The following is an 18719-nucleotide window of genomic DNA, read 5'->3' as shown; positions in this document are numbered from 1 at the left end:
AAAGAAGAGACGGGGAATATGCACAAGCTTGAACGCCTCTTGCGCCCAAAATCCATCGCGGTGTTCGGCGGGGCCCAGGCCGCTGCCGTCGTCGCCCAATCGATCAAGATGGGCTTTGCCGGCGAAATCTGGCCGGTGCATCCGAACAAGGACGAGGTCGCCGGCCGCAAGGCCTATCGCTCGGTCGCCGACCTTCCCGGCGCGCCGGACGCTGCCTTTGTCGGCGTCAACCGGCATCTCACCATCGAGGTGATCAAGGCGCTGGCTGAGCGCGGCGCCGGCGGCGCCGTCTGTTTTGCCGCGGGCTTTCTCGAGACCGAGGCCTATGACGACGATGGCGAGCGGCTGCAGGCCGAACTGGTGGCCGCGGCCGGCCAGATGCCGATCATCGGCCCGAACTGTTATGGCCTGATCAACTACGCCGACGGCGCGCTGTTGTGGCCCGACCAGCATGGCGGCATCCGGCTGCCCGAAGGCGCCAAGGGCGTCGCCATCATCACCCAGTCCTCCAACATCGCCATCAACATGACGATGCAGAAGCGCGGCCTGCCGATCGCCTTCCTGATGACCGCCGGCAACCAGGCGCAGACCGGCCTCTCCGAAATGGCGCTCGGCCTGATCGAGGACGAGCGCGTCACCTCGCTCGGCCTGCACATCGAAGCCTTCGATTCGGTAGCAGGCTTCGAGAAGCTGGCGGCGCGGGCGCGCGAACTGAAGAAGCCGATCATCGCCATGAAGGTCGGCCGCTCCGAGCAGGCGCGGCAGGCGACGGTCTCGCACACGGCATCGCTGGCTGGCTCGGACGCTGCCTCGGGCGCATTCCTGCGGCGGCTCGGCATTGCGCGCGTCGATTCCATCCCCGCCTTCATCGAGGCGCTGAAGCTGCTGCATGTCACCGGGCCGCTGCCCGGCTATCGTCTGTCGTCGATGAGCTGCTCCGGCGGCGAGGCCTCGGTGATGGCCGACAGCGCCGAAGGCCGCTGGGTCAACTTCCCGGAGCTCACCAGCAAGCACCGCGCCCATGTCAAATCGACGCTCGGGCCGCTGGTCGCGGTCGCCAATCCGTTGGACTACCACACCTTCATCTGGAACAACGAACCGGCGATGACCGCCACCTTCACCGCCATGGTGTCGGGCGGTTTCGACCTCAACATGCTGGTGCTCGATTTCCCGCGCCCCGACCGTTGCTCGGTCACCGACTGGTGGGCGACGCTGCGCGCCTTCGAATCGGCGCTGAAGACCAACAATGCGCATGGCGCGATTGTCTCGTCGCTGCCGGAGAACCTGCCGGAGGAATACACCGCCGAACTGATGGCGCGCGGCATGGTGCCGTTGTTCGGCATTTCCGAGGCCATGGATGCCGCAGGCGCGGCGGCCTTCATCGGCTGGGCCTGGGCCGAGCCGCAGGCGCAGCCGATCGACACATCGGCTGCCGGTGCTGCCGGCGGCGACCATGTCACGCCTGATGAGGCCGAGGCCAAGGCGCGGCTGATCGAGGCCGGCTTGCCGGTGCCGAAGGCCGAACGCGCCGCCAATGCCGTCGAAGCGGTGATTTCGTCGATGGCGCTCGGCTTCCCGGTGGCGTTGAAGGCGCTTGGCGTCACCCACAAGTCGGAAGTCGGCGCTGTCAGGCTTAACCTCAAGGACGCCGAATCCGTCAGCACCGCGGCGCACGATCTCTTGCCGCTCGGCACCGGGCTCTATGTCGAGCGCATGGTGCGCGACGGCGTCGCCGAGCTGATTGTCGGCTTTACCCGCGACCCGATGTTCGGCGCCGTCATGACGCTGGGAACTGGCGGCGTGCTGGTCGAGCTGTTGCGCGACAGCGTGACCTTGATGCTGCCGGCAACGCGCGACGATATCGAGGCGGCGCTACGCGGCCTGAAACTGTTCCCTCTGCTTGAGGGCTATCGCGGCCGGCCGAAGGCCGATGTCGCCGCGGCCATCGACGCCATCGCAGGCATTGCCGGCTTCGTGCAGAAGAATGCCGGCGAGATCGAGGAACTCGACATCAACCCGCTGATCGTCTGCGCCGAAGGCAAGGGCGCCTGGATTGCCGACGCGCTGCTGGTGCTGGGAGAGAAGAAGAATGTCTGACGTCATTTCAACTCGCCGCGAAGGCACCATCCTCGAGGTCACGCTCGACCGGCCCAAGGCCAACGCCATCGACCTGAAAACGTCGCGGCTGATGGGCGAGACCTTCAAGGCGTTCCGCGACGATCCGGAACTGCGCGTCGCCATCGTCAAGACCGCCGGCGACAAGTTCTTCTGCGCCGGCTGGGATTTGAAGGCAGCAGCCGGTGGCGATGCGGTCGACGGCGACTATGGCGTCGGCGGCTTTGCCGGCCTGCAGGAGCTGCGCGACATGAACAAGCCGGTGATCGCCTGCGTCAACGGCATGGCGGTGGGCGGCGGCTTCGAATTGGCGCTGTCCTGCGACCTCATCTTCGCCTCGGATCATTCCTCCTTCGCGCTGCCCGAAATCCGCGCCGGCACGCTGGCGGATGCCGCGACGATCAAGTTGCCGAAGCGCATTCCCTATCACGTCGCCATGGACCTCTTGCTCACCGGCCGCTGGATGGATGTAGCGGAAGCGCATCGCTGGGGCCTGGTCAACGAAGTGTTGCCCAAGGAAAAGCTTGAAGACCGCGTCTGGGAGGTCGCAAGGCTACTGGCCAGCGGCCCGCCGCTGGTGTTTGCCGCGATCAAGGAGACGGCGCGGGTGGCCGAGGCGCTGACCTTCCAGGATGCCATGAACCGCGTCACGCGCCGGCAACTGGCGACGGTCGATGCGCTTTATGGCTCCGAGGACGGTATGGAAGGGTTCCGGGCGTTTGCGGAGAAGCGCGACCCGGTGTGGAAGGGGAAGTAGCCTCTTTACCCTCCCCTCGATGGGGAGGGTCGGACCGAAGGTCCGGGGTGGGGTGATGCGCCACCACCCCCACCCGCCGCTTCGCGGCGACCTCCCCCATCAAGGGGGAGGTAAAGGAGCTGCATGACCGACTACAAACCCCTCATCGATGCCGAGACCTGGGCCTTCATCGAGCGGACCAATTCCTATTACCCGCCCGATACGATCGACTACACCATCGCCCAGCAACGTGCGATTTATGACCGGATGTGCCGCGAGTTCTTTGCCGGCTATCCCAATGGTGTGACGGCGGAAACGACTTTCATTGCCAACCGATCACACGACATCCCGATCCGCATCTATCGCAGCGCTACCCCGAACACGGCGGCGATGGTGCTCTACATCCATGGCGGGGGTTTCATCCTCGGCGGCCTGGACAGCCATGACGATGTCTGCGCCGAGCTGTGCGCCCGCACCGGTTACGAGGTGGGTTCCATCGATTACCGGCTGGCGCCGGAGCATTTGCACCCGGCCGCTTTCGACGATGCTTTACGTGCCTTCGAATGGGCAGCCAAAACCTACGACCGCCCTATTCTGCTGTGCGGCGACAGCGCCGGCGGCAATCTCTGCGCGGCTGTTGCTCACGCAACGCGTGGCCATGCCAAAAAGCCGATCGGCCAGGTGCTGATCTATCCGGGCCTCGGCGGCGACCGTTCGAAGGGCTCGTATGTCACGCACGCCGAAGCACCGATGTTGACCATGCGCGATCTCGAATTCTACAAGCACATCCGCACCGGCGGCGCTGACGGTACTGGTGACATCACCTTGTCGCCGCTCGCCGACACCGATTTCACCAAACTGCCGCCAACCGTTCTGATCACCGCGCAATGCGACCCGCTGTCGTCCGACGGCGAGGCCTACCGCGACCGCATCCTTACCGCAGGCGGCCATGCCGCCTGGTTCGAGGAGCCGGGACTGGTGCACGGCTATCTCCGGGCCAGGCACACGGTCGGCCGGGCCCGCGCCAGCTTCAACCGTATCGTCGAAGCGGTGTCGGTGCTGGGCAAGGGCGACTGGATCTGGTGATCCGGCTCAACCGCGGACAAAGGCGATCAGTTCCTCAGCCATGCGATCGTTGAATTCCCGACGAAAGCGGTTTTTCTTCAGCCATTCAGGGTTTGAGCCGACGGTCTTGTTGGCATCCACGACAACGCCTTTGCCATCGACAATGAAATAGTCGATGGCGCCGAAGTCCAGGTTGAGCCGCTGCCGCACCGCCAGCACTTCCGGTGGCACGGCGCCGCCCACCTCATTGCTCAGGATTTTTGAGCCGGCGCACAACACATCGTCGTAGACCTGCCGCATGTTGACCTCGGCACCGAGCAGGAACATGTAGCGGTGCTTGACGATGGGCAGGTCGAGCGTATCGAAAGCGAACTTTTCCACCATCAGGCGATTGTTGCGCCATACATCCCGCGGAACCTCGCCGATCGTCTGGTAGACCTTATAGGGCGGGCACAGGCGGTCCTTGTAGCCGGGTTCGAAGAGCTTGCGGATGGCATGCGCGCTCCTGGTCAGGCCGTTGCGATGCTGCCACCAGCGCTGCTCTGGTCGGCCCCTGGAGTTGAGGACCGTCTTGACGACAACCGGCCCCTCGTGGCTGTCCCCTGCCTCCAGCTTCAGTGTCGAATAAAGGTGCCGGTGGATGGACAGCGCGCGGCCATTGATGGTGCGGTCGTAGAGGTGGCCGAGCCCGCGGTACGTTGGCGGCACGACTGTCAGGTCGACATGCAGAAAGGCCACCGGCGCCCGATCTCGGCCGGCTGGCCGGTCGAGCAGGCGCACTTTCAATCCAGCCTGTTCCAGGTAAGGCAGCAACTGCGCGATGCTATAGCTCCGCACCAGTCGGAAATTGCGCAGGCTCTCTACATAGACATCGAGATCGGCGGCAGACACCGAACGCTATTCCTTGATATCGACGCCCGAGAAATCATGGTGATCAAAGGGGTCCATGACATAGCCCGTCACCTGTTCGCGCATCGGCATCGAGACCACGGAGTGGGCGATAGCGACCCACGGCATCTGCTCCCTGAAGATCGTTTGCGCCTGCGAATAGAGTTTTGCGCGGGCAGCGGGATCGACGATCCCGGCTGCCTGCTTGAGCAGATCGTCGAAGGCCGGAAAACACCAGTTGGCACGATTGGTGGTGCCGACGCCGGCACAGCCAAGCGGCACCGACAGGAAGTTGTCGGGGTCGCCATTGTCGCCGGTGAAGCCGAACAGCATGGCGCCGTCGCGGTCGCGTGACTTCGAGCGCGCAAGGTATTCTGTCCACTCATACGTCACGACTTCCACGTTGACACCGATCTTTGCCAGGTCGGACTGGATCATTTCGGCCATACGCTGCGCATTCGGGTTGTAGGGACGCTGCACCGGCATCGCCCAGATCTTCATGTGCAGGTCTTTTACGCCGGCATCGGCGAGCCCCCGCCTGGCGGCAGCGGGGTCGAAGACATGATCGGGGCTCGTCTTGTCATAGGCCCAGGAGGTCGGCGGCAGCGGATTGCGTGCGACTTCACCGGTGCCGCGGAACACGACGTCGACCAGCGCCTGGGTGTCGATGGCCATGGCGATCGCCTTCCTCACCCTTGGATCGTCGAAGGGCTTCTGCAAGGTGTTGAAGGCGAGGTATCCTGTGTTGAGGCCCTCCTGCCGCATGACCTTGATACCGGGTGTCGCCTTGATCGCGTCCAGGTCGGCCGGATTTGGATAGGGCATGAGATCGCATTCGCCGGCGCGCAGCTTTTCCATGCGAATGCTGGCATCGGTGGCAATGGCGAAGACGAGATCGTCGATCTTCGGCTTGCCGCGCCAGTAGTCCGGATTGGCCTTGTAGCGGATGACTGCATCCTGCTGGTAGTCGACAAGCTGGAATGGACCCGTCCCGATCGGCTTCAGCGCCAGGTCGAGCAGCCGCTTCCCGGCGACGAGCTTGTCGGCATATTCCTTGGAAACGAGCGAAGCGAAATCCATCGCCAGGTCGGCAAGCATCGGCGAATGCGGCGCCTTCAGCTTCATCACCACAGTCCGGTCGTCAAGCTTGCGCCAACCGGCGACAAGATCCGGCATGCCGATGCCGTCGAAGTAAATGTACTGGCGTTTGGCGTAATTGTTGAACGGGTTCTGCGCGTTGGCCTGCCGGTCGAAGGTGAACAGCACGTCATCGGCATTGAAGTCGCGACTAGGCGTAAAGCCCTCGACGCTGTGGAATTTCACGCCCTGCCGCAGGTGGAATGTGTAGGTGAGACCATCGTCGGAAATCTCCCAGCTTTCGGCAAGGCCGGGGCGCACCTTGGTGGTGCCGGGCTCGAACTCAACCATGCGGTTATAGAGAGCGGTGGCCGAGGCGTCGCGGGATCCGGAGGCGAGTGCGGGATCGAACGTATCGGGGCTAACCTCGGTGCAGTAGACCAAGGTCTTGGCTAAGGATTGATGGACCGGCAACGCACATGGAAAAAGCGCCGCCAGCAATAGAACGAAGTGCCTGCGTGTCATGATACCCCCAGGGTTGGGAAGACGCTAGCAGAAGCCGGCACTGACGGTAAGTAAGCCGGCCGGTCTTTCGCGCGCCAAGACTGTTTTCCACCTGAGTTGACACAAGGAATTAGCCGCGCCTCTGTGAAATGGCGGACAGACCCGGCCGCCGTTTTGCATGAACCTTTCTGCTCCAGCCGGCGACTGACGACCAGGCGCCGCATGGTGCGGGCCGGAAAGGATGCCCCATGACCAGGACCCCAGAGGCTCCACGGTCTCCGGGACCAACGCAAGCTCAGCGCGACCACCGCCTTCGGGATGGAGTCGATGCGCTGGGCTTTCGGCTGATTCCGTTGACCCTGCGCAGGAGCAGGCGTATCGTGAAGATGAGGAAAGCAGACAATTCGATCAGGGACGAACGTGCCGGAACGCCGCGCCTTGCCCTGTTTCGCGCGGCCGGACCGGATGTTCCTCCCGAAAACTTCGGGGGGAGTTTTATGTCCTGCGATCGCGGCGCGTCCATGTCGTTTCCAAGCGGTTTCCGCCGTTCGCTCCATCTGGGCGGCGGTTTGCTTGCCCTGGCGCTGAGCGCCACGCTCTGGTTGGGCACAGCCGCCCAAGCGCAGGAAACCCAGATCGTCTATCCCGGCTCGATGGCGGTCACCGGATTTTCCGGCACCGTCATTCCCAATTTCGACTCTGCCGATTCCGAAAGGGGGGGGCTGCCGCCCGGCGTCGACCCGGTCGACGAAACCTTCATCGACACGACGCGCGCCACCTTGCGCGTCTTCGACGTTTCGGCGCTCGGCGGACCGGCTTCCGGCCAGCTCGTCTACACACCGCCGCCCTTCGAGGTGACGGCCGAACAGATCGGCCAGGTGTTCGCCATCACCTATGATGACGGTGTGCGCGACGGCGTTCCCTCGGGCGTCCCCAACCTCTATGCCGGCGCTACCTCCCTGCACGGCATCCGTATCGTCACCCCGGACGAAGATGCCGACGGTCGGCCCGAGCGACAGCGCCGCGGAACCGCAGGCGCCGTCTTCATGGACGGCCAGTTCGGCACCGAAAGCGGTGGCGGTCCGGGCACGATCTGGAAGATCGACGGCATCACCGGCGCGGTCTCCAAATTCGCCGACATTGACACCAACAGCGGTTCCGGCATCGGCGACATCAGCTTCGACAGCAATCACCGCGAGTTCTTCGCCAGCGATCTCGACACCGGCCTCATCCACCGCCTCGATGCCAACGGCACGCTGATCGACACATTCGATCACGGCGTTGCCGGGCGGCCGGCGCATGGGCTGGCTCCCGTCGCTGATGACGGTGCGGTGATGGACATACAGGGTGCTGCCTTCGACTCGGAAGACCCCGACACATGGGGCTACACGCAGGACGAACGCCGCGTCTGGTCCGTCGCCTATCATGGCGGCCGGCTCTATTATTCGGTTGGCGAAAAGGCCGAGATCTGGTCGGTTGGCATTGCCCGCGATGGCAGCTTTGCCGGTGATCCGCGCTGGGAGCTGACGGTCAAGGCCGACAAGGACTACGCCGTCACCGACATCGCCTTCGACAACCAGGGTTTCATGTATCTGGCGCAGCGCGGCCCGGTCGAGAATCGCTACGATTACAGCCAGTTCGCCGATTCCGGCAAGGGCGAGGTCATCCGCTACTGGCGCGAAAACCCGGACGATCCGGCGACGGAATCGGTCTGGGTGGAAGAGCCGCAGGAATATGCGGTCGGCTTCCCGCAAGGCAACCGGCAGTCGGCCGGTGGGCTCGACCTGCAATATGGCTATGACGCCGACGGCAATCTCGACACCGGCGTGTGCACCGACACGCTGGTCAACACCGGCGACAAGCTGCGCGACAACCCGACACTTGCCGACCAGCTCGCCGCCGGCGGGCCGCTTGCCGTGCACGGCGTGCAGATCACGCCGACGCCGTTGGTCAAGCCGGCCAACGTGCCGCCTTTCGGCTCGTGGTTCGTCGACTTCGACGGCTATTTCGAAGACCCAGAAGTGGAAGGCCATGTCGGCGACGTCGAGGTCTGGCACCCCTGCGACGGCCGTGCCGGCTATTATGAAGAGATCCCAGGCGGTTATCTGCCGCCGTTCTATCCGCCGGACTTCCCACCGCCCGGCGATCTGCCTCCGTGCATCGATGTCGAGGATGTTCAGTTCTACTGCACGCCTCGCGGCCTCCAGGCCGACCTCTATCTCCATGACCATGCCGGCTTTGGCGGCGATTCGATCAAGGTCCAGCCTTCCAGTGAGACAAAGTCCATGACACCAGGCGTCGGGGTGACATCACCCCAGTCGCATGCTCCCGGTAAGCCTTACACGGTCGACATCACCGGCCATTCTCCGGGCGACAGAGTCGATGTTGGACTTTGCTTCTACAGGCAGTCCGACAAGGACAAGGGTGGCTACTACCCTTGCTGCAAGATGACTTTGCCGCTCAGAACCCCAGCCCTCAGCTGCGAACGTTGAGGAGGGGAAGATGAAAAATCTCGCACTTTCCCCGACCGCGAAGAGCAGTCAATCCACCGGCAAGCAGCCAACCGTCATGGAGACCATCATGAAACCCCTGTCATATGCCAGGCGCGGCGCGCGCTGGCTGATGGCGGCCGGTATCGCGGTCGCCGTGTTCACCCCTGTCGCAAGCCACGCCGAAGATGCAGTCCCGATCACTCCGGAACTGCGGCTCGACCTGGACAATTCAAAAATCGTCAATCCGAGGCCGGAACGGATCGTGCCGTTCTTCACCAAAACAGGCACACAGAGGAGCTGCGACTACGTCGTCTACTCTCTGAGCTTTGGCCTGCGCGGCGACCCGCAAGGCTTTGCCGACCCAAGCTTTTCGGCCAGGCTGAAGAAACTCCAACTCGACTTCAAGGATCAGCTTCCGCACGGTCTTGCGATCGTCAACGTCAACGTGTCCGGCGACGGCACGGGTGCGTCCGGCGGACCGCTGCCGGGTGCGACAATCAGCACCTCGGCTAATCCGAACGATACGGCAACGGTTTCCGATTTCCGGATTTCCGCCACCGATCTCGACGGCGCTGGGGCTGGCAATGAACGCGTCATCAATTTCAAGATCACCGCCAAGATCGACCATGCGGCGTTTCCTTCGCCGACCATCGTCGACAACCAGGGCATGATCAAGGTGACGCCGGGCGTCGGCACGGGGGCCATCATCCCGTCGCAGGATCCGGGCAAGCCCGACGATGGAGACTACAAGACCGGGGCCAAGACCTCGATCAAGATCGACCTCACCAACTGTGACAAGCGGCCTCCGCCTCCCGACCGGGAATGTTTCAAGGTGGAGCGCGGCACGGTCGATTGCGTGCAAGGCGGCGGCGCGTTCATCTACCACATGCCTGTCGGCCCGGAGATGGGCGGCAAATGGGTGCAGGTATCGACGACGACCCCAGGCATCACCATCATCCCCGACACGCAATTGGTGCCGGCGGGCGGCGGTGTGCTGAACTGGAAGATCGTCGGTGCGTCGCCCGGCGACGTCATCCACCTCATCGTCACCGGCATCGAGACCTATGCCGGCCCGAAGGAGGGCTGGGGACTATGCTGCACGCAGACCATCGACATCGTCATCCCGCGTGACTTGAGATGTCCGCCCAAGGACAAGGAACCGGACCTCAAGGTCGAGAAACGCGCCGACGTGACGCGTTGCACGATGGGCGGCGGCTGCGACTTCACCATCAAGGTCACCAATGTCGGCGACGGGCCGTATCACGGCAAGATCGTGCTCGACGAGGTGACGCTGCCGGCCGGCTCGACTCTGGATTCAGGGCCCAATCCGCCCTGGGTATGCATGCCCGGCGTGACCCCGATGACGTGCACCTATCCGGTGACCACGCTCAATCCGGGGGCCTCCATCAACCTCAAGCTCGGCTTCAAGCCGGCGGGTGGTTGGCAAGGCAGCGCGCTGCGCAACTGCGCCACCTATAATTACGGCGCCAGCGGCAAGCCGCTGTTCGGCAGCCAGCAGAACGATCGCGGCTGTGCCTCGATCCCGATCTGCCGGCGTGGCGACCGCGACCGCGATTGCCGGCCCCCGGTCGACAAGAAGGTCGACCTGATCCTGAAGAAGCGTGCCCGCATCCCGGTCTGCACGCCCGACGGCATCTGCTACTTCGTGATCGACATCATCAACAATGGCAGCGTCCCCTATAATGGGCCGCTGACGGTTATCGACAATTACCCGGGCGGCGCGCCGGCCTCTTCGACCTTCGGCCCGTCTCCGCCCTGGACATGCGGACCGAACGGTCCCGGCCAGTTCCGCTGCGACAATGCCGGCATCGTGTTGATGCCGGGCGCATCGACGCCGATCGTCGTCAAGGCGGTCATGCCGGCCGGCTACCAGTCGGATTCGGTCGAGAACTGCGCGGCGCTGAAGCCCGTCTCCGGTGAGGTCGACCTCACCAACAACAAGGCCTGCGCCAAAGAACGCTTCCGTCATCCCAATGGCGGCAAGCCGACCCTACGCATCACCAAGGTCTGCAATGGCTCGCTCGCCGGTGCGGCGGTGGTTTCCTGCCGCATCACCGTCATCAGCCTTGGCACCTCTGCCCCCACCGGTCCGGTGCGGGTCAACGATGCTGCCACGCTGATATCGGGTGGCGCGCCGGTCCAGATCCAGACCGTCACACCCGACGGTGCGGAATGGGCCTGCGGAGCGGTTCCGGCCAATGCGCTGTCATGCCAGATACCCGGCGCCGCGATGACGCCCGGAACCTCCAGGCACTTCGACGTGACGGTCTTGGCCAATGGCGCGTTCGAGAACTGCGCACGCGGCTCATACGGCCCGGCCCCTGGAGACGACGTCGTCTACCCGATCGGCCAGGCCTGCGCCAAGGGCGGCGGCACATCCACCGTCAGCGTCAAGAAGACCGGCGATGCCGAGTGCCAGCCGGGGCAACCCTGCTCGTTCGAGATCACCATCACCAATGATGGCCAGACCGCCTTCTCCGGTCCGGTCCGCATCGGCGATGCGATCGGGGTGGACGGGCTGGGGCGGCTGCAAGGCGTCGCGATCACCTCGATCGAACCGCCCTTTGGCTGCTCGCCCGAACCGACGACCTTGCCGTTGACCTGCATTGCCAACCTGACGCTCGGCGCCGGGGAAAGCCATGTGCACAAGGTCACCGTGGTCCTCCCGGATGCTCCCCTGGCCAATCTGCAGGGCAACGTCAGCGGCCAGAACTGCGTCGGCGTCTTGTCTCCCGACACCAGGGTGCAAGGCGGCGGCGACGTACTGCCCGGCGACCTGACCAACGTCCAGGGCGATCGCGGCAAGGCCTATGCCTGCCATCCCTTCACCATCAAGCGCGAGGTGAAGAAGGAATGTTCGCCAGGCTTCGTCATGAACGATGCCGGCCGGTGCGTGTGTCCGGAAGGCACGACGTTCCGCAACGGCCAGTGCTCGCCCGACGGCGGCGTCATCATCCAGCCGAAGGATCCGAGGCCCTGCGTGCTGCTCAAGGGCCAGATCCGCACCGAGGATGGACGCTGTGTCTGCCCACGCGGAACCGAACTTGAGAACGGCGCTTGCGTCAAGACGGACAAGCCTGGCTGCACCATCCCCGGTTCGGTCCCGACGTCGGACGGCAATGGCTGCTACTGCCCGGAGGGTACGCATCTCGACCGACAGGCAAATGCCTGCGTGCGCGACAAGCAGAAGCCCGAGCAGTGTAGCATACGCGGCCAGGTTCATGACGCCGATGGCGATTGTGTCTGCCCGCGTGGGACAGAGGTGCGCAATGGAGCCTGCCGGCCGATCCGGCCAAAGCCTGAACAGTGCTCGGTCCGTGGTCAGATCCACAACGCCAATGGCGATTGCGTCTGCCCGGACGGCACAGAAGTCAGGGGCAAGGTCTGCCGGCCGATCCGGCCGAAGCCCGAGCAGTGCTCGATCCGCGGCCAGGTCCACGACGCCAATGGCAATTGTGTCTGCCCGCGGGGTACCGAGGTGCAAGGCAATGCCTGCCGGCAGAAGAAGCCTGTGCTGGAACAGTGCGACATACGCGGCCAGGTGCACAACAAGCGCGGCGGGTGTGTTTGCCCGCGCGGCACCCAGGCGATCGACGGCGCGTGCCGCAAGCCGAGGCCGCAGGTGGGAGACTGCGCCCCGGGCTCGCAGATGGTCGGCGGCCAGTGCGTGCCGATCATCAAGCGGCGCTGCCCCGAAGGCACGGTTGGTCGGTTCCCGAACTGCAGGGCGATCCGGCAGCAGCCGTCGCTCGATCCGACCCTGTTGCTCAATCCAGGTGTCCTTCAGCAGTTCATACCGAAGCGCACGCCGCAGACGCAGGTACAGCCGCAAAGGGATCCGGCGGCCAACTTCAAGCCATAGGATCTGGATACGAGTCAAAATTCAGAACCCCGCCGGAGCGATCCGGCGGGGTTTTTCCTTGGGCGCGCTGCGGCGATCGGGCGGCCAGGTATTCGCCGAACCCGCTGCCGGCCGCAGCAAATACCGACTTTCCCTTTTCGGGATCATGGTCTAGAGCAGTTCATCGTTTCGTGGAAACGCCGAACCGCTCTATCTCTTTGTTTTGACGCAATTCCGGACGGAAAGCCGTTCCCACTTTTCCTGGAATTGCTCTAGCAGTCGTCAAGGCCGCGCCCGCAAACAGGGCGCCCAAAGGGGCCGCATCATGAGCAGGAAGACCCTGATCGCGCCATCGGTGCTGGCGTCGGATTTCTCGAAGCTCGGCGACGAGGTCGAGGCGGTGGCGGCGGCCGGCGCCGACTGGATCCATCTCGACGTGATGGACGGGCATTTCGTGCCCAACATCACCTTCGGCCCGCCGGTGATCAAGGCCATCCGCAACCGCACCAAGGCCTTCTTCGACTGCCATTTGATGATTGCGCCGGCCGATCCTTATCTGGCCGCCTTTGCCGATGCCGGCTGCGACGGCATGACCGTGCATGCCGAGGCCGGACCGCATCTCGACCGCTCGCTTCAGACCATCAAGGGTCTCGGCAAGAAGGCCGGCGTATCGCTCAATCCGGCGACGCCGGAAAGTGCGATCGAATATGTGCTCGACCGGCTCGACCTGATCCTGATCATGACCGTCAATCCGGGCTTTGGCGGCCAGGCCTTCATCCCGGCCATGGTCGACAAGGTCAAGCGGGTGAAAGCGCTGATCGGCAACCGGCCGATTCGCATCGAGATCGACGGCGGCGTGTCGCCGGAAACCGCCCCCCTGGTCACATCAGCCGGCGCCGATGTGCTGGTGGCAGGCGCCGCCATCTTCAAGGGCGGCAGCGTCGAAGCCTACCGGGCCAATATAGAAGCCATCCGAACCGCGGCCGACCGGGCTGCCGGCTGACATCAGTTCCAGGGCAAGTTCCCGGCTGGTCGGTTCTCCTCGGCCTGATCTCCCTGCCTGATCCTTCGATCTCCCAAAAGCCGTCAACGGGTGGCAGCCGCAAGGGCATCGCGGCAACCGACAGGATCGCGGCATCCGGCGCTAGTTTTGGCCCATAAATCTAGTGGATAACTGCCGAAGGGATCTGCATGCTGGGAGAGGTCAATCCGGCGGCATGACGCGCGTTAAGAAAAAATTAGCCGTATTCGGGATCTCGAAGCTGTTTCTCGAGGGCTCCTGCCATGCTGGCAGACAAACTTTCTTCAGAAGAACAAGTTTTTCACGATTTTAGTTACTTCCGGCGGATAAGATGCGGTCAACCTTCCTCTTTAAGTCGAATATCGTGATCTTTCGCTTGAGGGGCGGATGCCTTAGGAGTTACAGTAAATTTACAGGGGAAATCGTTTGCTTCGCGAACGGGCTAGCGGAGCATGGGAGAGCTACAGGAGTCATATTGACCTACGGATCTGCCGATATGAGCGAAGGCGCGGGACCCAAGAGCACACTCGCTAGTACGGTCTATCAACAGCTTCGCGACGATCTCCTGCGCGGCGTGTTTGAAAGTGAAAGCAAGCTTCGTGTCGAATGGGTGGTTTCCCGTTACGGCGCCGGCGCCTCGCCGGTTCGCGAGGCTCTCAACCGACTTGCTTCGGAAGGCCTGCTCGGCCGCCACGACCAGCGCGGTTTCTTCATCATGCCGGTCAGTGCCCCGGAACTCGAGGAATTGACGCGCACCCGCTGCTGGCTGGAAGAGCGGGCGCTGCGTGAATCCATTACCAACCGCACCGGCGAATGGGAAGAGCAGCTCGTGCTGGCCTTGCATCGCCTGGCGCGTGCCCCGCGCCGCTTGCCGGAGGACCCGTCCTCGAACAATCCGGAATGGGAAAAGCTGCACCGCGCCTTCCATCGGGCACTGATCGCAGGCTGCCGATCGCGTTGGCTGACCGGCTTTTGCGACCAGCTTTCGGATCAGGCCTCCCGCTACCGGCTGATCTCCCAGGACGGCAGCGAGCGCGACGAAGTCGGTGAACATCGGCTTATTGCAGAGCGCACGGTGGATGGCGATGCCGACGGCGCCGTTGAAGCCCTGCTCAACCACTACCGTCTGACGGCAGCCATGTGCATGGAGCGCTTCAACGAAAGCGGCGATCCACGAACAAGCGCTGCCAAGGCATTGCGCGGCCGCAGATAACAGGACTCCGGCTGCGATCCTGCTGCTGCGGTTTCCGAAAAGCGGTTGTTTTTTTTCAAGGCCATGCGCTAGGGATGACGCATGAGCAATCACCTGTTCGACGCTTTTCGCAACCGGATGTCAGCCCCCGGGCGCGCCCTGATGGAAACGGATGACGGGCGCTCAATCCCTTATGGCGACATGCTGGCGCAATCGGCACGTCTGGCACATGCGCTGAAGCATTTCGGCGTCGAGCCGGGCGACCGCGTTGCCATGCAGGTCGAAAAAAGCCCCGAATGCATCTTCCTTTCCCTCGCCTGCCTGCGCGCCGGCGCGGTCTTCTTGCCGCTCAACACCGCCTACACGCTGGCCGAGCTCGGTTATTTCTTCGGCGATGCCGAGCCGCGGCTGGTCGTCTGCGACGCGGCGCGCGCCGGCGCTATCGCGCCGCTGGCGCAGGCGTCGGGGGCGGTTACCGTCACGCTCGACAGCAATGGCCGGGGATCGCTCACCGACTGTGCCGCGCAGCAGCCCGCGGATTTCGACGATGTGGCGCGCGGACCGGACGATCTGGCCGCAATCCTTTACACATCGGGCACCACCGGACGCTCCAAGGGCGCCATGCTCAGCCACGAAAACCTGGCCTCCAATGCGCGCGTGCTGGTCGAGCAATGGCGTTTCACCGGGGATGACGTGCTGATCCATGCCCTGCCGATCTTCCACACGCACGGCCTGTTCGTCGCCACCAACGTCACCCTGATGGCCGGCGCCTCGATGCTGTTCGAGCAGAAATTCGACGCCGGCCGCATCGTCTCGCTCTTGCCCCGCGCGACAGTGCTGATGGGGGTGCCGACCTTCTATACCAGGCTCCTGCAGCAGGACGGGCTGGATGCCCAGGCGGCGAAGAACATCCGCCTGTTCGTTTCCGGCTCGGCGCCGCTGCTCGCCGAAACGCACAAGGCCTGGCGCGAGCGCACCGGCCACGCCATTCTCGAGCGCTACGGCATGACCGAGACCAACATGAACACGTCGAACCCCTATGAGGGCGAGCGTCGGGCCGGCACGGTCGGCTTCCCGCTGCCCGGCGTTTCGCTGCGCATCGCCGACCCTGACAGTGGCGATGCGCTTGGCCAGGGTGAAGTCGGCATGATCGAGGTCAAAGGTCCGAATGTCTTTTCCGGCTATTGGCGCATGCCGGAAAAAACCAAGGCGGAGTTTCGCAAGGACGGCTTCTTCATCACCGGCGACCTCGGCATCATCGACGCGGACGGCTACGTCCACATCGTCGGCCGCGGCAAGGATCTCATTATCTCCGGCGGCTACAACATCTATCCCAAGGAGATCGAGAGCGAGATCGACGCCGTTGCCGGCGTCTTGGAAAGTGCCGTCATCGGAATTGCCCATCCCGATTTCGGCGAAGGCGTCACCGCTGTCGTGGTGCGGGCGCCGGCATCGCAGATCACCGGGGCCGAGATCGTTGGCGCCATTGCCGGCCAGCTGGCCAAATACAAGCACCCGAAGCAGGTGATCTTCGTCGATGAGCTGCCGCGCAACACGATGGGCAAGGTGCAGAAGAACCTGCTGCGCGAGACCTACAAGGGTCTCTACGGCTAATCCATAGCCTGCTAATGTCTTTGCCCAAGCGCTTCGCCTGGACATCTGTTCGCGGTTCGGCAGTGGCGCCTTTTACCTGCGCGGCTTTTTCACCCGAGTGCTGGAACCCCACAAAGCGCGGTTCAGCAGGCTGCGTTTGCGCTTGCGCGGGATGAGGTCGACGTCGCTGACGAGCTTGGCGCCGCCCTCGCGCCGCTCCAGGGTGATCTTGCGGCTGTGGAAGGCTTCGAGCTCCGCACGATGCGCCACGCTGATGATGGTGACGTCAGGCAGTTCGCGGATCACCGTCAACATCATCGTGTCCTGGCTCTTCTCGTCGAGCGCCGAAGTCGCTTCATCCAGCACCACGATATCGGGGCGATGCAGCAGCAGGCGCGCGAAGGCGAGGCGTTGCTTTTCGCCGCCCGACAGCGTCTGGTCCCATGGCGCCTCTTCCTTGATCCTGCCGGTGAGATAGCCAAGCCCCACCTTGTCGAGGGCAGCCTTGATTTGCTTGATGGTCCACTTGTCCGCCGCCGCGGGATAGGCGACCGCGCGGCGAAGCGTTCCGGAAGGGATGTAGGGGCGTTGCGGCAGCATGAACAGGCGCCTGTCGGTGTGGAAATTGACGCTGCCGCCGCCCCATGGCCACAGGCCCGCGACGGCCCGCACCAGCGTCGACTTGCCTGAACCGGATTCGCCTGAAACCAGCACCCGCTCGCCCGGCTCGATCACGACCTCGGTTTCCTTGACCACGGAGGTGCCGTCGTCGAGTGTCACGGAAAGATTGTCGAGGCTGAGGATGGCGCCGTCTTCGGCTTCGCCTCGGTTGATGCGTCCGAGCGCATCGCTCTGCTCGGCGCGCTCGAGCCCGTCTAGCGACATCATCAGCGAGGCAATGCGCCGCGCGGAGGCGTTCCAGTCGGCAAGGCGCGGATAGTTGTCGACCAGCCAGCCGAACGCGCCTTGCACGATGCCAAAGGCAGACGCCGCCTGCATCACCTCGCCAAGCGTCATCGAGCCTTCGAGGAATTTTGGCGCGCACAAAAGGATCGGCACGACCGGCGCAAACAGGCTCGATCCCTGCGACACCGCCGCCGTGCGCATGTGCTGTCCGGTCAGCAGAGCCCATTGCCTCAGCACGTGGCCGAAATTTCTGTCGATGCCGCTGCGCTCCTCGTCCTCGCCTCCCAGCAAGGCGATGCTCTCGCCGTTTTCGCGCACGCGCGTCAGCGTGTAACGCAGTTCGGCCTCCGCCTGGTTCTTCCGCTCGGAGAGCTGGACGAAATCGCGGCCGATGACCACCATCGAGGTCGAGGTGATGGCGGCATAGATGATCGCGGTGATGACCAGAAAGCCGGGAATGGTGATGCTCTCGCCGCCGATCGGCAGGGTGAGCGCGCCGCCGATGGTCCACAGCACGACGATAAAGGTCGAGGCCGACAGGAACGCGTTGAGGACGCCGGCGGTGAAATCGACCGGCGACTCGGTGGCGATGCGCAGATCCTCGGTCATGCGGGCCTCGGGGTTCTGGTGGTCGCCGCCCACGAGGTTCAGCTGGTAGTAGCGGCCGTTTGCCAGCCAGCGCGCGACGACCCCGGTGGTCAGCCAGGAACGCCAGCGGCGCTGGATCGTCATGCGCAGGTAGACCTGCGCGACGACAAGGCTGCCGCTGCAGATCACCAGCGGCACGAATACGGCGCTGAGGAGATAGACTGTGCGGGCGTTGCGCTGCTCGAGGGCATCGAACATCGAGCGGTTCCAGACATTGATGCCATACTGGAAACCGATGTTGATGCAGATCAGCAGCAGCACTCCGATCGTCAAAGGCCAGGCGAGCTTGTCGCCATGCCTCCCCCAATAGCCGCGCCCGCTGATCCAGAAACGCCGCAGCAGATATTTCTTGCGCGCCTGCTCGGCCTGCTCAGGCGTCAGCTTGGGATCGGGTTCGACGGCATCCGGCGGCGGCGCAGCCTCGCCAACGGGCTCGGACGTGGCTTCGGCGGCCGATGCTTTTTTCTCGCGCGGCGTGTCCTCGCGCGGTCCATCTCCGCGCGTTTGCCGTGACGGCTTTTCCCGACGCGACTTCGCGGCATCGCGCGCTCCGACACCGTCGGCCGGTTTCGATTTGGGTTTTGCCTCGGACATATGCCCCGACAACGACCTCCATATCA

General features: G+C 63.9%; 11 protein-coding genes. 8 read left to right on the top strand and 3 right to left on the bottom strand.

The annotated features are described in order from the left end of the window. The first annotated feature begins 18 nt into the window (after positions 1 to 18). The 3 genes from NLY33_RS03110 to NLY33_RS03100 all read left to right on the top strand — a co-directional run bounded on the left by NLY33_RS03110 (position 19) and on the right by NLY33_RS03100 (position 3937). Positions 19 to 2097, top strand: coding sequence for an acetate--CoA ligase family protein (locus NLY33_RS03110; protein ID WP_023703610.1), 2079 nt, complete (start codon positions 19 to 21; stop codon positions 2095 to 2097). Further along, positions 2090 to 2872, top strand: a complete 783-nt coding sequence (locus NLY33_RS03105) for a carnitinyl-CoA dehydratase (RefSeq protein WP_023696923.1) — start codon at positions 2090 to 2092, stop codon at positions 2870 to 2872. Before NLY33_RS03110 ends, NLY33_RS03105 begins: the two co-directional genes overlap by 8 nt. A 123-nt stretch (positions 2873 to 2995) precedes the next feature. Next, positions 2996 to 3937 carry an alpha/beta hydrolase gene (locus tag NLY33_RS03100; protein WP_023703609.1) on the top strand — a complete coding sequence of 314 codons (942 nt, stop codon included), beginning with the start codon at positions 2996 to 2998 and terminating at the stop codon, positions 3935 to 3937. Between the two features lie 6 nt (positions 3938 to 3943). Here the strand turns inward: NLY33_RS03100 and NLY33_RS03095 are convergent, their stop codons facing one another. Further along, on the bottom strand, positions 3944 to 4807 hold the full coding sequence (locus NLY33_RS03095; protein WP_023707784.1) for a hypothetical protein: 864 nt from the start codon (positions 4805 to 4807) through the stop codon (positions 3944 to 3946). A gap of 6 nt (positions 4808 to 4813) precedes the next feature. After that, on the bottom strand, positions 4814 to 6406 hold the full coding sequence (locus NLY33_RS03090) for an ABC transporter substrate-binding protein (RefSeq protein ID WP_023707785.1): 1593 nt from the start codon (positions 6404 to 6406) through the stop codon (positions 4814 to 4816). Between the two features lie 500 nt (positions 6407 to 6906). Between NLY33_RS03090 and NLY33_RS03085 the strand changes: the two genes are divergently transcribed. The 5 genes from NLY33_RS03085 (at position 6907) to NLY33_RS03065 (ending at position 16566) form a co-directional block, all read left to right on the top strand. After that, positions 6907 to 8877: a hypothetical protein gene (locus NLY33_RS03085; protein ID WP_245261021.1), complete on the top strand. Its 1971-nt coding sequence runs from the start codon at positions 6907 to 6909 to the stop codon at positions 8875 to 8877. Positions 8878 to 8887: 10 nt separating this feature from the next. After that, positions 8888 to 12760, top strand: a complete 3873-nt coding sequence (locus NLY33_RS03080; protein WP_023707787.1) for a DUF7929 domain-containing protein — start codon at positions 8888 to 8890, stop codon at positions 12758 to 12760. Positions 12761 to 13064: 304 nt separating this feature from the next. Continuing rightward, the gene (gene rpe / locus NLY33_RS03075) at positions 13065 to 13742 is read left to right on the top strand and encodes a ribulose-phosphate 3-epimerase (protein WP_023684266.1); all 678 of its coding nucleotides are present in this window, start codon (positions 13065 to 13067) and stop codon (positions 13740 to 13742) included. A 493-nt stretch (positions 13743 to 14235) separates the two neighbouring features. Next, positions 14236 to 14973, top strand: a complete 738-nt coding sequence (locus NLY33_RS03070; RefSeq protein WP_023707788.1) for a GntR family transcriptional regulator — start codon at positions 14236 to 14238, stop codon at positions 14971 to 14973. Between the two features lie 81 nt (positions 14974 to 15054). Beyond that, complete coding sequence (locus NLY33_RS03065; RefSeq protein ID WP_031196282.1) at positions 15055 to 16566, top strand: malonate--CoA ligase; 1512 nt, start codon at positions 15055 to 15057, stop codon at positions 16564 to 16566. Between the two features lie 72 nt (positions 16567 to 16638). Here NLY33_RS03065 and NLY33_RS03060 read toward each other — a convergent pair whose 3' ends face one another. Next, the gene (locus NLY33_RS03060) at positions 16639 to 18693 is read right to left on the bottom strand and encodes an ABC transporter ATP-binding protein/permease (RefSeq protein WP_023707789.1); all 2055 of its coding nucleotides are present in this window, start codon (positions 18691 to 18693) and stop codon (positions 16639 to 16641) included. Between the last annotated feature and the right edge of the window lie 26 nt (positions 18694 to 18719).

Origin of the sequence: Mesorhizobium sp. C432A (assembly GCF_030323145.1) — a bacterium.
In the GTDB taxonomy this organism is placed as follows: Bacteria; Pseudomonadota; Alphaproteobacteria; order Rhizobiales; family Rhizobiaceae; genus Mesorhizobium.
The sequence above is the reverse complement of the archived record's forward strand: the minus strand, read 5'-3'. Positions and strand labels throughout refer to the sequence as shown.

Bases quoted from the DNA above. Each gene is read 5' to 3' on its own strand.
- NLY33_RS03110 (WP_023703610.1), top strand. From the start codon at position 19: ATGCACAAGCTTGAACGCCTCTTGCGCCCAAAATCCATCGCGGTGTTC.
- NLY33_RS03105 (WP_023696923.1), top strand. From the start codon at position 2,090: ATGTCTGACGTCATTTCAACTCGCCGCGAAGGCACCATCCTCGAGGTC.
- NLY33_RS03100 (WP_023703609.1), top strand. From the start codon at position 2,996: ATGACCGACTACAAACCCCTCATCGATGCCGAGACCTGGGCCTTCATC.
- NLY33_RS03090 (WP_023707785.1), bottom strand. From the start codon at position 6,406: ATGACACGCAGGCACTTCGTTCTATTGCTGGCGGCGCTTTTTCCATGT.
- NLY33_RS03085 (WP_245261021.1), top strand. From the start codon at position 6,907: ATGTCGTTTCCAAGCGGTTTCCGCCGTTCGCTCCATCTGGGCGGCGGT.
- NLY33_RS03080 (WP_023707787.1), top strand. From the start codon at position 8,888: ATGAAAAATCTCGCACTTTCCCCGACCGCGAAGAGCAGTCAATCCACC.
- rpe (WP_023684266.1), top strand. From the start codon at position 13,065: ATGAGCAGGAAGACCCTGATCGCGCCATCGGTGCTGGCGTCGGATTTC.
- NLY33_RS03065 (WP_031196282.1), top strand. From the start codon at position 15,055: ATGAGCAATCACCTGTTCGACGCTTTTCGCAACCGGATGTCAGCCCCC.
- NLY33_RS03060 (WP_023707789.1), bottom strand. From the start codon at position 18,693: ATGTCCGAGGCAAAACCCAAATCGAAACCGGCCGACGGTGTCGGAGCG.